General features: G+C 58.6%; 12 protein-coding genes. 10 read left to right on the forward strand and 2 right to left on the reverse strand.

Annotated features, from left to right (window positions below):
• The first annotated feature begins 34 nt into the window (after window positions 1-34).
• From ACUIAG_RS08610 to ACUIAG_RS08625, 4 genes are read left to right on the forward strand one after another with little or no spacing between them, the layout of a single operon-like run.
• Window positions 35-997, forward strand: a complete 963-nt coding sequence (locus ACUIAG_RS08610) for a carbohydrate ABC transporter permease (protein ID WP_445339681.1) — start codon at window positions 35-37, stop codon at window positions 995-997.
• Window positions 994-1,962, forward strand: a complete 969-nt coding sequence (locus ACUIAG_RS08615) for a carbohydrate ABC transporter permease (RefSeq protein WP_445339682.1) — start codon at window positions 994-996, stop codon at window positions 1,960-1,962. Before ACUIAG_RS08610 ends, ACUIAG_RS08615 begins: the two co-directional genes overlap by 4 nt.
• A gap of 25 nt (window positions 1,963-1,987) precedes the next feature.
• Window positions 1,988-4,138 (forward strand): beta-galactosidase, encoded by a 2,151-nt coding sequence (locus ACUIAG_RS08620; protein ID WP_445339683.1) that lies wholly within the window; start codon window positions 1,988-1,990, stop codon window positions 4,136-4,138.
• A 49-nt stretch (window positions 4,139-4,187) separates the two neighbouring features.
• On the forward strand, window positions 4,188-5,246 hold the full coding sequence (locus ACUIAG_RS08625; RefSeq protein WP_045923982.1) for a LacI family DNA-binding transcriptional regulator: 1,059 nt from the start codon (window positions 4,188-4,190) through the stop codon (window positions 5,244-5,246).
• On the opposite strand, the gene ACUIAG_RS08630 is transcribed toward ACUIAG_RS08625, so the two are convergent.
• Entirely contained in the window at window positions 5,247-6,818 is a 1,572-nt protein-coding gene (locus ACUIAG_RS08630; protein WP_445339684.1) for an MDR family MFS transporter, read from the reverse strand.
• Between the two features lie 330 nt (window positions 6,819-7,148).
• Between ACUIAG_RS08630 and ACUIAG_RS08635 the strand changes: the two genes are divergently transcribed.
• The 5 genes from ACUIAG_RS08635 to ACUIAG_RS08655 all read left to right on the forward strand — a co-directional run bounded on the left by ACUIAG_RS08635 (window position 7,149) and on the right by ACUIAG_RS08655 (window position 12,090).
• Entirely contained in the window at window positions 7,149-8,297 is a 1,149-nt protein-coding gene (locus ACUIAG_RS08635; protein ID WP_306221770.1) for a phosphate ABC transporter substrate-binding protein PstS, read from the forward strand.
• The gene (gene pstC, locus ACUIAG_RS08640; protein ID WP_445339685.1) at window positions 8,294-9,247 is read left to right on the forward strand and encodes a phosphate ABC transporter permease subunit PstC; all 954 of its coding nucleotides are present in this window, start codon (window positions 8,294-8,296) and stop codon (window positions 9,245-9,247) included. Before ACUIAG_RS08635 ends, pstC begins: the two co-directional genes overlap by 4 nt.
• Complete coding sequence (gene pstA, locus ACUIAG_RS08645; protein ID WP_313837469.1) at window positions 9,244-10,224, forward strand: phosphate ABC transporter permease PstA; 981 nt, start codon at window positions 9,244-9,246, stop codon at window positions 10,222-10,224. Before pstC ends, pstA begins: the two co-directional genes overlap by 4 nt.
• Before the next feature lie 31 nt (window positions 10,225-10,255).
• Window positions 10,256-11,035: a phosphate ABC transporter ATP-binding protein PstB gene (gene pstB, locus ACUIAG_RS08650; protein WP_045923987.1), complete on the forward strand. Its 780-nt coding sequence runs from the start codon at window positions 10,256-10,258 to the stop codon at window positions 11,033-11,035.
• A gap of 68 nt (window positions 11,036-11,103) precedes the next feature.
• On the forward strand, window positions 11,104-12,090 hold the full coding sequence (locus ACUIAG_RS08655) for an AEC family transporter (protein ID WP_445339686.1): 987 nt from the start codon (window positions 11,104-11,106) through the stop codon (window positions 12,088-12,090).
• On the opposite strand, the gene ACUIAG_RS08660 is transcribed toward ACUIAG_RS08655, so the two are convergent.
• Entirely contained in the window at window positions 12,087-12,308 is a 222-nt protein-coding gene (locus ACUIAG_RS08660) for a hypothetical protein (RefSeq protein ID WP_445339687.1), read from the reverse strand. The two genes, ACUIAG_RS08655 and ACUIAG_RS08660, sit on opposite strands and share 4 nt — an antisense overlap.
• A 309-nt stretch (window positions 12,309-12,617) precedes the next feature.
• On the opposite strand from ACUIAG_RS08660, the gene ACUIAG_RS08665 reads away from it, so the two are divergent.
• Window positions 12,618-13,802: a DNA cytosine methyltransferase gene (locus ACUIAG_RS08665; RefSeq protein WP_445339688.1), complete on the forward strand. Its 1,185-nt coding sequence runs from the start codon at window positions 12,618-12,620 to the stop codon at window positions 13,800-13,802.
• Window position 13,803: the final 1 nt, after the last annotated feature.

Here is a 13,803-nt window from a genome sequence, read left to right on the forward strand (position 1 = left end):
CTCCGGGCAGCGACAGGAAAGAAGGAGAGGCATCATGAGTGAAGTCGAAGGTTCGACTGTGCGGGTTCCGGCGCCCGCACGGGCTCAAGGCCCTGGCGGAACCGGCGAGAGTCGCCCTGGGGAGCGGCCTCACAGGCCCGACTGGCGCGGATGGAAGTTCATGGGACCCTTTGTCCTGGTCTTCGTGTTCGTTTTCGTCCTGCCGGTGCTCTATGCCATCTACCTGAGTCTGTACGAGAAGCGCATGATCGGAGGGAACGTCTTTGTGGGACTGGCCAATTACGCCAGACTGATCAAGGACAAGCAGTTCTGGTCTTCAGTTGGCCGTGTGGCGCTCTTCACCGTGGTCCAGGTGCCCATCATGCTCTTTCTGGCGGCATTGATGGCGCTGGCCCTGGACTCGCTCAAGCTGCACGGCACGCGCTTCTTCAGAATCACCACCTTCCTGCCCTATGCAGTCCCAGCTGTGGTGGCTGCTCTGATGTGGGGGTTCATCTATGGCACCAAGTACGGAATGGTAGGTTCCTTGAATCAATGGCTGGGCACGCATATCGATGTTCTGCAGCCCAGCGTGCTTTTGGCCGCCATCGGCAACATCAATACCTGGGAGTTCACGGGCTACAACATGCTGATTTTCTATTCCTCGCTGTCGACTGTGCCGCACTCGCTCTATGAGGCTGCGGCCATTGACGGGGCCTCGGAGTGGCAGATCGTGCGCAGCATCAAGGTTCCTGAGCTCAAGAGCTCCCTGGTCATCACAGTCATCTTCAGCATCATCGGCAGTTTCCAGCTCTTCAATGAGCCTTCGGTGTTGCAGACCATGGTTCCAGGAAATGCGATCACCACCTATTACACCCCCAACATGTATGCCTACAACCTGAGCTTTATGGGCGGTCAAAGCAATTACGCGGCGGCCTTGGCCATCGTCATGGCCATCATTACCATGGTCGCTGCCTACGCTGTCCAGCTCAGGGGCATGAAGGAGCAGATGCAATGAGCATGGTTGATTCGAGGACTATCGACGGGGCCAAGGCTGAGCGTATGCGTGCTCGACGCGTCGCACGTGATGAGCGTGCGGAACGTCGAAGGGCAGCTCGAACGGGATTTTTCAATCCGGACAATCCGCGGCGCAGCTGGCTGTTGACCTTCGTTGCGGGAATCTTCGCACTCTACTGCCTGTTTCCCCTGATCTGGCTGGTCATCAATGCCACTAAAACCCAGTCGGACTTCATCGGCACCTTCGGCCTGGCCTTTGGGCATAAGTTCGCCCTTTGGGACAATCTGCGTGAAGTGTTCACCTATGAGGGTGGAATTTTCGGGCGCTGGTTACTCAACACACTGCTCTACGTGGTTGTGGGAGCCGGTGGCGCCACCCTACTGGCTGTGCTGGGTGGATATGCCCTGGCCAAGTTCCGCTTTCCTGGCCGTCGCCTCGTCTTTGCAGTTGTCATCGGAGCCATCAGCGTGCCAGGTATCGCTCTGGCTGTGCCCCAGTTCCTGCTCTTTGCCAAGATCGGACTGACCGATACGCCTTGGGCCATGATCATCCCCAGTCTGATCTCGCCCTTTGGGCTATACCTGATGTGGATCTTTTCCGACCAGGCAGTGCCTACTGAGCTGCTGGAGGCTGCCCGAGTCGATGGGGCCGGGGAGTTCCGTACTTTCTGGCAGGTCAGCCTGCCTCTGCTGGCCCCCGGCATCGTAACCACGGCGCTTTTCACTATTGTGGCTACCTGGAACAACTACTTCCTGCCCTTGATCATGCTCAAGGATTCCAATTGGTACCCGTTGACAATCGGGCTCAACAATTGGAAGGATCAGGCATCGACAGCTGGTGCCCATGCCATTCAGAACCTAGTGGTGACGGGCAGCCTGGTCACCATCATTCCCATCGTCGTTGCCTTCCTGCTGCTGCAGAAATACTGGCAGTCCGGTTTGGCTGCCGGTGCTGTCAAGGAATAGCAGGAATACGCAGACGGGATTCAGCATGAGCAAAACGGACCATCATGACCGTCGACAGCCCCAACCATACAGACCCTATCGATGGCCAAAGAAGCCCGACGGTCATTCGGGAGGAATTTGGTTCGGCGGGGATTACAACCCGGACCAATGGCCAGAGCAGGTATGGGTCGAAGACGTTGCACTGATGAAGCGGGCCGGCGTCACCATGGTGACACTGGGCATTTTCTCATGGGCACGTCTGGAGCCCAGCGATGGAGTCTGGGATTTCGGATGGCTGGATCGGGTGGTGGCATTGCTCGGTGAAGCCGGTATCGCCGTGGACATGGCTTCGGCTACAGCTACGGCCCCATACTGGCTCTATCAAGCGCATCCTGAGGTGTTGCCCGTGGAGGCGGATGGAACGCTCGTTCATCCGGGAGCTCGACAATCCTGGAGGCCCACCTCGCCTGTTTTTCGACGCTATGCCCTTCGCCTTTGCAGGGTCATGGGAGAGCACTTCCGCGACAATCCGACTGTGGTTGCCTGGCATGTAGGCAATGAATATGGATGGAACAACGCAGCCGACTACTCGCAGGATGCTTTGAAGGCCTTCCAAGGCTGGTGTCGCCGGCGCTATGGCAGCATCGAGGAGCTGAACCGGGCCTGGGGCAACGATTTCTGGTCCCAACGTCTGCAGAACTTCGATCAGGTTCCCCTGCCTGAACATGCTGGCGTACGTGATGCCTTTATCAATCCGGCACTGCGTCTGGATTTTCGTAGATTCTGCTCAGACGCGCTGATGGATTTTTTCTGTGCCGAACGTGATCAATTGCAGGAGCTCACCCCTGATAAACCGCTGACTACCAACTTCATGGTCTCGACAGACCAATGCGTCCTTGATTATGAGCGTTGGTCCCACCAGGTCGATTTCGTGGCAAACGACCACTATTTCGCCCATGGACCTGGACACCTGGATGAGCTGCTCTGCTCGGATTCACTGGTGGATGCCTATGCCCAAGGTCATCCTTGGTGCCTGATGGAGCATTCCACATCAGCCGTCAACTGGCGCAATTTCAACGCCTCCAAGCGTCAAGGCGAACTGATCCGGGACGCTCTGGCCCACGTAGCTATGGGGGCGGATGCAATCAACTTCTTCCAATGGCGGCAGTCCGCCTTCGGTGCGGAGGCCTTCCACTCGGCCATGATCCCCCATGCAGGGCCGGATTCGGCGATTTATGCACAGGTTGCCGATTTGGGAGGCATTTTGCGCGGACTTTCCCGGAGCGGACTGGCCGGGACCCAATTGGAACCCTCGTCCATTGCCCTGCTTTTTGATGCCGACTGCCAGTGGTCTATGGCTGATTCGACTCTGCCCGATTGTTCTGTAGATCATTGGCAGCAGGTTTATACCTGGTATCAGGCTCTGCTTGATGCCGGATACAGGGCGGACGTAATGCCGCTGAGAGGGCAATGGGCGCGCTATGACGTGGTGGTGTTGCCGGCTCTGATTCTGCTGGATCAGGAGCAAGCCGGCCGTCTGCACGATTATGTGAGCAGGGGTGGCCGGCTGGTGGTGGACTTCGCCAGTGGCATTATGGACGACCATATGCATGTCGGCTTGGGCGGATATCCTGCGGTTTTGCGTGATTTGACAGGTATCGCTTCCCAGGAGATGATCGCCTTGGGCACGAGTGACCAAGGCGGTGGATCCATCCTGGTATCAGAGGGCATTGAGGGCAATATATGGGTCAACGAGCCCTTGAGCATAGAGGATTCGGTAAGGGTGCTGGCTCGTTACCAAGGACGTCGTTCCTTTGATCTCGACATGGCTGGGAAGCCTGCGGTGACCATCCATGGTTACGGTCAGGGCAGCGTTCTCTATCTGGGGACGGGCTTCACCAAGGAATCGCTGGTCTCGGTGATCAATCGGATTGTTCCTCCTGATTTCCTCACTGGCGCAGCAGGGGCAGGGTTGCACAACGGACGTGACGGCGACCCGCGGTTGGTGCACCTGATCAGATCCGGGCCACAGGGCCGTTATCATTTCTATTTCAACCGGGGGTCGACAGTTGTCAGAGATGTGTCCACCATGGGTGAGGCTTTAGTGGTTCAACGAGCAGCCCGGTGCAGTGGGGGTGGTTTATCCGGCAATCGGTACACTATAGGAGTGCATGGTGTGGTGGTCACCCGTCAGTAGATGTGATCGCCATAGTGCCTTGGAGGTTGTCGCATTCTAGGGGGTGTCTATGGCTACGGATGAAGGTCGTCCAGGTAAACGGATCACCCTGCGCGAGGTGGCCAGCAAGGCGGGTGTCTCGCTGAAGACCGCATCCAATGTGATCAACGGCAATGGCCGTATGTCCAATGCGACCCGTGCGCGAGTGCAGCAGGTGATCGACGAATCGGGATACAAGGTCAATGCTGCGGCCCGTAATTTGCATCGGAACAAAACCGGTATCATTACGCTGGCTGTGCCTTCGCTGACACCTCCCTATCTGGCCGAATTGGCTAATAGGGTCATCGACAGCGCTCGCCTGCGGGACTATGCAGTGTATGTCAGCACATATGCCGAGGGGTCTGCCAAGGGAGCGCATGAGATTCTGGCCTCCTTTAACAGCACTATCAGCGACGGCATAATCCTGTCCATGTCGGAGCTTGAGCGGTTCGCCGTGGAGGATCTGGATGTGCGCTACCCCCTGGTTTGCGTAGGCGCGCGGACTACCCATGGGGTGGCGGATCATGTCATGGTCGATGATGCCGAGGCAGCTCGGATGGCCGCAGAGTATCTATTTGATCGGTCGGTGCGTTCACTGGCGGTCATCGGTCTGCATGCGCCGCTTGACCAGAATCAATTGGAGGCTGCAATCGAGGGCAATGCCGAGTTAAGGATGAAAGGCGTGCTTAAGGCGGTTCACGCAAGAGGACTGCAACTGGATGACCGGCTTCTGGGTGTAACCGGTTATGACTGGACCTTGGGCAGCGGGTACCTGACCATGCAACGGATATTAGAGGCGGGCGTGCCCTTCGATGGGGTGGTCGCGCTCAATGATCAGCTGGCTATCGGTGCATTGTCAGCACTGACTGCTTACGGCAGAGCCGTACCTGACCAGGTCCAGATCATCGGGTTTGACAACATCGAGGAGTCAGCTTATCTGCAGACTCCGCTTACTACCATGGATTCCTGTTTGGGGTGGATCTCACGAACCTGCGTCGACCGCGTCCTGGGACGTATCGGAGGCAGAGCTACGGCGCCCCAGGATCTTGTTGTCGGATCGCAAGTCATAGCCCGCAAAACCACCAGGTGATCAGTCCTGGGTTTTGGAGTCGGCGGTGGAGGCGGTGATGGCAGGGGCGTCGGTGTGGATGATGTGCATGTGGCGCAGAAGCATACGGGTCATCTGGCGTCCGGAGCCGGCGCCGTTTCCGCGAACGCCGAAGTAGACCAGCAGGACCATGCCCAGGCAGATCAGTGCCGAGATGCGCAGGGCCCACTGCACGCCGAAGATGTTGGCTGCGATCTGGGTGGAGTGACCACCGCCCATGGCGTTGTGACGCAGGGTGGTGATGGTCTCCATGAGGATGACCAGGATGGGTGCGCCGACAGCGCCGGCAATCTGACGGGCCGTGTTGGTGACGGCCGAACCGGCTGAAACATCCTTGGGAGCCAGGTTGTTCAGGGACCAGGTGGTCAAGGGCATCAGGGTGAAGCCCATGCCGATCTGGCGGATGAACTGGCAGATGGAGACCAGGCCGATCCAGGTATTGGCGCCGATCAGGCTCATGGCGATGGTGCCTAGCAGCAGGACCGAGCAGCCCGTCATAGCCACGGGCCGTGCGCCCCAGCGGTCCAGCAGCCGGCCGCCGAAGAACTGGGCGATAGCGGTGCCGATGGCTCCAGGCAGCATGACCAGGCCGCTCATGGTAGCTGAGAAGCCACGATCCGTCTGGATGTACATGGGCAGGATGACGGTGACCGAGCTGAAGGCGAAGAAGGACATGGAGGCGATGATGGTGCCCACAGTGAAGTTCTTGATCCGCAGCACATGCAGGTCCAGCAGGGGCTTGTCGTGGTGGAGCTGGCGCAGAACGAACCAGATGATTCCAATCAGGCCGACCAGCATGAAGGGCCAGGTCATGAAGGAGGTGATGGGGAAGTTCTCGATGTTGGTGAAGCCGAACATAAGGCCGCCGAATCCGAAGATGGACAGGGCCACCGAGAAGAAGTCCGCCTTGACGCTGGTGTCGCGCTGGCCGAAGTTGCGCAGGCCGAAGATGGACAGGAGCAGCGCCACGGTTCCGCAGATGCTCAGGGTCAGGAAGATGGAGCGCCAGCCGTTGGCATCGGTCTGCCATCCGCCCAGGGTAGGGCCGATGGCCGGGGCTACGCTCATTGCCAGGCCTACAGTGCCCATGGCCATGCCGCGCTTGGCCAACGGATAGATGGAGAAGACGGTGATCTGCAGTACGGGCCACATGGTTCCCGTGCCTATGGCTTCCAGGATGCGGCCCAGCAGGACCAGAGCGAAGGTCTGCGACTGCCAGCTCAGCAGGGACCCCAGGGTGAAGACGGCCATGGAGGTGATGACGATCTGCCTGGTGGAGAAGCGTTTGGTCAGAAAACCGGTCAACGGCACCATGACGCCCATGACCAGCTGGAATACCGAGGTCAGCCACTGGCCGGTGGTCAGGGTGATGTGGAACTCGTCCACAATGGTGGGCAGGGCGGAGGCCAGCTGCAGCTGGGTGAAGTTGCCCAGGAAGGTGATGACGGTCAGGATGGCCAGCGACAGGAAGGCCTCATGGGTGAGCTTTCCGTTGACGAAGGCTCCATCCTTGCTGAGGGTCCGCCCTTGCTTGGCGAGCTCCTGCTTCCTCATGCAACCACCACTTCCTTTGGGTTCGGTTTTCACTGCGCATACCGCTCCCTGCGGTGCCGTCCTAGAAAGCAAATCAGGGCATACCGATACCGGTGACACTAAGAAAAGAACAAGAGAGCTAAGCGTCTGACAATGACCTTATAATATACCCAGTTGTGGATTGTGATGGGGTTTTTCCACATGGCTGACGCGGATGTGGCGACCTTGTCCGGCAGTCAGCGTTTCCAGTATGCTGTGTGAGGCGAGCTTCGGTAATGTGAATACGTGAGGATCCAACACGGACTGATGAGGACGGACGTTTGAAATGCAACGGCGGTCAAGGTAGGTAGCATGCACGTACATGGTCGTGGTCGTGGTAGATTCCCGGCCCTCCTCATGTCCCTGGCAATGATGATTCCCTTGGCGGCCTGCGGTGACAATGTCCCTGCTGCAAGCAGCGGAACAGGCAATACTGCAGATCAAGCACTCTTCCAGGGCGAATTCGCCGGATCTGGCGCATCCTCACAGCAGAGCGCCGACGAGGCCTGGATAGCCGGTTTCCGCAAGCAGCATCCTGGGGCGCGCATCTCCTATGATCCGGCAGGTTCAGGTGCTGGAGTCACGGCTTTCCTGTCAGGCTCGACCATCTGGGCCGGTTCCGATGCACCGCTGACAACAGAGCAGCTTGAGCGCTCGCGTCAGGTCTGCGGTTCCGGCACGGCCATTGACCTGCCCGTTTACGCCACTCCGATCGCCGTGGCCTACAATCTTCCTGACCTGTGGCCCAAGGGCTCAGGCGGCCATCTGCGGATGGACCCGGCTCTGATCGCCATGATCTTCTCCGGAAAGGTCACCAACTGGCGGGATCCACGCATCGCAGCCCTCAATCCGCGAGCCAATCTGCCTGACTTGGACATCACCGTGATCCATCGTTCGGACAAGTCCGGCACTACGAAAAGCTTCCTGTCCTATCTGCACGACACAGCCGGGTCTGCCTGGCCTTATCCAGCGGGCGAGAATTGGCCCAACGACCTGGGGCAGGGCGCCAAGGGCACTGCCGGAGTGGTCATGACCATGAACCAGGCAGAGGGCACCTTCGGCTATGCGGACGCAGCCCAGACCACCGGGCTGGGCACTGTGGCCGTCCAGGTGGGGAAGACCTGGCAGCCGCCTACAGCAAAGACCACAGCCAACTTGCTTGATCTGGCCCAGCGGGATCCCCAGGCCAGCCAGCCCGGACGGGTGGTCCTGGCTGTGGACCATCGCACCAGCCGGGAGCATACCTATCCCATCGTCCTGGTCTCTTACGATGTGGTCTGCACCGCCTACCGACATGATCCGGACGGATCCAAGGCTCGGTTCGCCAAGGCCTGGCTGACCTATCTGCTGAGCGAGCAGGGTCAGCGCATGGCAGCGGCCAATGCGGGCAGTGCCGAGCTGGGGCAGGGGCTGCGCAGTCAGGCCATGGCCTCGGTGGAGACCATCGGAGGGAAGGCATGAGCGAGAAACCGGACGAGACCGCAACCCTGCACCAGGCCAGACGGGTGGACCGGATCTTCAAGGCCTGCGCCACAGGGGCGGGCATTCTGATCCTGCTGGCCCTGGCTGCGGTCACCCTCTTTCTGATTCTGCGGGCCTTTCCGGCCTTCACCGGGGAACCGGATTCCCGCACCCAGGCCATCCTCTCCCTGAGCGGGGGGCGGGCGAGCAGTTTCCTGGGCTATGTGGGCCCCCTGGTTTTTGGAACCATTCTGATTGCCGGTCTGGCCCTGCTCTTGGCCTTCCCTGTCTCCCTGGGCATCGCCCTCTTCATCGGCTACTACGCTCCCGCCCGCCTGTCCACGTTGCTGAGCACGGTAATCGACCTGCTGGCCGCCGTGCCTTCAGTGATCTACGGGCTCTGGGGGGCTCTGGTCCTGGTTCCCAACATCACCGGCTTCTGGCGTTGGCTGTCCGTTCACTTGGGATGGATTCCGCTCTTTTCCGGACCCGTTGCAGCCCCGGCCCGGTCCGTGGCCACCGTAGCCCTGGTGCTGGCGGTCATGATTCTGCCCATCATCACCTCGGTCACCCGCGACATCCTGATCCAGGCCCCTCGACTCCAGCAGGAGGCCGCCTTGGCTCTGGGCGCCACCAAGTGGGAGATGATCCGGCTCGCGGTCCTGCCCTTCGGTCGCTCGGGGATCATTTCTGCTTCCATGCTGGGGCTGGGCCGCGCCCTGGGCGAGACCATGGCGGTGCTGATGATCCTCTCCCCGGGCCTCAGCTACTCCCTTCGGCTGCTGCAGGCTTCGAAAAGCCAGACCATCGCCGCCAACATAGCCGCCCAGTTCCCGGAGGCGGACTCCCAGGGCGTGGCCCTCCTGGTGGCCACCGGTCTGGTCCTCTTCATCATCACCTTCATCGTCAACTATCTGGCGCGCAGGATCACAGCAAAGGCGGGTGCATGATGGCAAGCCGAACTGATCGCGGTCCAGTTATCGATTTTGACCGCTTCAGGCCAACCAGGTCCTCCATCCGGGCGCGCAAGCGCAAGGACCGGCTGATGACCGTCCTGATCGGGCTCTCCTTCCTGGTGGCCCTGATTCCGCTGGTTTCGGTGCTCTGGGTCAGCCTGTCCAAGGGGGTGCGACGGCTGACACCGGACTTTCTTACCCACAACATGAGCGGTGTGGTAGGGGGCAACCCCACGCCGACCGGAGGCTATGGCGGCATCCTGCACGCGGTAATCGGGACCCTGGAGATCACCTTTGGCTCCATGGTCATATCCATTCCAGTGGGCGTCATGTGCGCGGTCTACCTGGTCGAGTACGCCCACGGAGGTCGCCTGGCCAAGGCCATCAGTCTCATGGTGGACGTGATGAGCGGAATCCCCTCCATCGTGGCCGGCCTCTTTGCCTTCTCCATGTTCGCCATGGTGGTCGGACCAGGTACCGTCAACGGACTTGCCGGCTCGGTGGCCCTCTCGCTGCTTATGCTGCCCACGGTGGTCAAGACCTCCGAGGATATGCTGGCTGTGGTGCCCAACGACCTGCGCGAGGCCGCTTATGCCCTGGGGGTGACCAAGCAGCGTACCATCACCAGCATTGTTCTGCGCACGGCCCTGCCCGGCATCGTCTCGGGCACCATCCTGGCTGTGGCACGGGTCATCGGTGAGACGGCGCCCTTGCTGATAGCTTCGGGCTTCATCGCCACCACCAACCCCAACCTCTTCTCCGGGAGGATGACCACCCTGCCGGTCTTCGTATACAACGAGTATTCCCAGGGGCTGGCCGTCTGCGGGCCAGGTGCCGACCCGGGATGCCTGACCGACATCCACATGCAGCGGGCTTGGGCTGCGGCCCTGGTGCTGATCCTTATCGTCCTGCTGCTCAACCTGCTGGGGCGGCTGGTCTCGCGCATCTTTGCTGTTGGGCGGACCCGTTGAGCGCCGCCATGAGAGAAACGGAGGCCGGAATATGGGCCAACGCATAGACATCAGCCATCTCAACGTCTACTACGGCGACTTCCTGGCCGTTGAGGACGTGAACATGCGCATCCAGGCCAACAAGGTCACCGCCTTCATCGGTCCCTCCGGCTGTGGCAAGTCCACGGTTCTGCGCACCCTGGACCGCATGCACGAGATCACTCCGGGGGCGCATGTGAGCGGGCAGGTGCTGCTGGAGGGTCGCGACCTCTATGGACCGGATGTGGACCCGGTCGAGGTGCGGCGGGATGTGGGCATGGTCTTCCAGAGGGCCAACCCCTTCCCGACCATGTCCATCCGGGAGAACGTCCTGGCTGGTATTCGGCTCAACAAGAAGCACATCGCCAAGTCGGACGCCGACGATCTGGTGGAGTGGGCCCTGCGTGGGGCCAACCTTTGGAATGAGGTCAAGGATCGTCTGGACAAGCCGGGCATAGGGCTCTCGGGCGGTCAGCAGCAGCGGCTCTGCATCGCCCGTGCCGTGGCCGTGCACCCCCAGGTCCTGCTCATGGACGAGCCCTGCTCGGCCCTGGACCCCATCTCCACCCTGGCTGTGGAGGACCTGATCAACGAGCTCAAGCGGGACTACACCATCGTCATCGTCACCCATAACATGCAGCAGGCCGCCAGGGTCTCGGACTATACAGCCTTCTTCAATCTCAAGGCCGTGGGTCAGCCCGGCCATCTGGTGGAGATGGACGACACCACCACCATCTTCTCCAACCCGCACGAGCCGGACACCGAGCGCTACATCTCCGGTCGCTTCGGCTGAGACAGAATCGGTCTGCGCCTCCGCCCGTCAGGTATCATGGTTCCGGCATCCACGGAAGGAGCGAGGGCATGGGAGTACTGCTGGAACCGGCCACCCTCTTGGGCATCATCCTGGTGGGCTACCTGTTCAAGCGGTTTGGGCTCTTTCGCCCGCTGGACTACCGGGTGCTGCAGACCGTGGTGTTCGACCTGGTCCTGCCCGGGGCCATCATCTACTCCTTCGCTACCAACCCTCACGATCCTAGCCTGCTTCTGGTCTCGGCCTTCGCCTTCGTGGCCGCGCTGATTCCGCCCCTGGCCATCTTCCTGACCAGCAGGCATCGGCCTACGGCTCAGCGGGCTTTTCTGATGCTCAACGGATCGGGTTTCAACATAGGATGCTTCTGCTTTCCCATGCTTCAGTCGCTGCTTGGCACGGCGGCTCTGGTGCCCGCCGCCATGTTCGACATCGGCAACTCAGTAATGGTATCCGCTGGAACCAACGTCATGACCCAGGGGCTTCTGCACATTCGACCGGGCCAGTCCCTGGATCCCGATGCGGGGGAGCCGGTCAAGCTGGATGATCCGGATGCTCGCAAACTCCATCGCAAGGCCGCAGCCATCTCCATATTCAAAGGCTTCTTGAGCTCGCCCTCCTTCGACACTTACATGGTTATGGTGGGCTTTACGCTGGCCGGAATCTCGCTGCCAGACTGGTCGGCCCAGATCACCCGCCCATTATCGGCGGCCAACGCCTTCTGCTCCATGCTTATGGTGGGCATGCTCATGGACTTGCCTGGCGGACGGGATGATGTCAAGTCCGTATTGCAGATCCTGGCCTGGCGACTGCCCTTCGGCATCCTGTTCGCAACGGCCGCATGGTATCTGCTGCCCTTCGAACCCTTGATTCGTCAGGCGGTGGCCCTGTGCTGCCTGGCTCCGACGGCGGTTTTCGCCACCATGTTCACCGACAAGGTCTTGGGCAACGCCCGTCTGGCCGGATTCACCCTGGCCCTGACTGCGGTGATCGGCGCGGTGCTCATGGTTTTGACGCATCTGCTGATGGGCGCCATCTAAAGATTCAGCCCTTCTTCTTGTCCTTCTTGGTCTGTGCCCTGGTCGCGGCGCTCCTGCTCCTGGCGCAGGGTGCGGCCCTCGCGGGTGCGCTGTTTGTTGACTGTGGCGGCTGCGATCCGCTCAGCGGCGCGTTCATCCTGTCCACGATCGACTTCGCTGTCATGCACGTGCTGATACTGCTTCTGATCGTCCTGGTCCCAGTGATTGTTCCTGGCCATATGCCCCTCCTAAAAAGTGCCGTGCCCTTCAACTCATCCCCAGGTAAGGAAGGTTTCAGGGTCCTGCCGGTATGCCGATTATAGGTGAGCGGACAGTGCTGTGGCGGTATTGGAGCTCAATAGGGGAAGAGCGTAAATAGATTAACTATTGTGCATAACTGAGCAAGCATCAACATCATACTGATTAGGTATCTTTCCCTGAGTTTATCTTGATAGATTTTGTTTATGAAAAATCACTACATAGCAATACCTCTTTTCGCTGACACGAATGGGCGCCAATCCGAGGCACCGAAGTGTAGTATGGCACATATGCATGAAGTGCGGTATGCTAAGAATCCGAATGTCAGGCCTGATCCAGGTACAGGTCTTTATGATGTTAAGCGCCTTGCCGAGTTGTTTGATATAAAACCAGCCACCGTCAGGACCTTAAGACAGCGTCACCAGCTTCCTCCATCATTGTCGGATGATATCAATGGAGGTGCTGTGTGGGATGCAAAGACGATCTGGCACGAGTATGACATTCCTGCTTCAGACAAAGAGAATGAAAAAATCGATAACAATAGTAACCAAAGTGCTGTAATTGATCTATTCGCTGGTTGTGGGGGGCTCTCTCTGGGTTTTATTCAGGCGGGTTTCAAAGTACTTGCTGGGTACGATAACTGGGATCCCGCTATACGTAATTACAACCACAATTTGCCTAGTAAAGCAACAAAGCTTGATTTGTCTGATGTGAAGCTGGTCGAAGATACAATTAAGAAAGCCGATCTTCAGTTCGATGGCATCATTGGTGGACCACCGTGTCAGGATTTCTCAAGTGCAGGTAAACGCAAAGAAGGGATGCGGGCTGACCTAACGGAAAGATATGCTGAGATTGTGACATTTTTCAAACCGAGGTTCTTTCTAATGGAAAATGTTGCTCGTGCAAAAAATGCTGATGTGTTTAAACGTGCCGTAACTATGCTACAGGAATGTGGGTACGGAGTCACAAAGTTGGTTCTTAACGCAGATAGATGCAATGTTCCACAGTCAAGAAAAAGGCTATTCACTGTTGGATTTTATAAAGATAACGTGAATAATGAATTCGAGAGGTATCTTACAAGGAATCTCTCAGAAAAACCAATGACAGTTCGAGATTATTTTGGTGATTCAATAGACACGGAATTTTACTATCGTCATCCCCGGTCGTATGCTCGAAGGGGTATTTTTTCAATTGATGAGCCATCTCCTACCATCCGAGGGGTTAACCGACCCATCCCAAGAGGGTATAAAGCCCACGCAAACGATGCAGGTCCTATAGACAAAGCAAGACCTTTGACAACTGGGGAAAGAGCCCGCATTCAGACGTTTGAAAATTATGACTTTCAGGGCAGCAAAACTGATCAAGAGCAACTGATTGGTAACGCGGTCCCCGTCAATCTCGCCGCTTATGTTGGGGAAGCGATTAACTGCTTTTTGCGGGATATAAAGAAGCGGAAGGAAGAAAGGGAAAGGTGAA

Source organism: Bifidobacterium sp. ESL0825 (assembly GCF_052606465.1).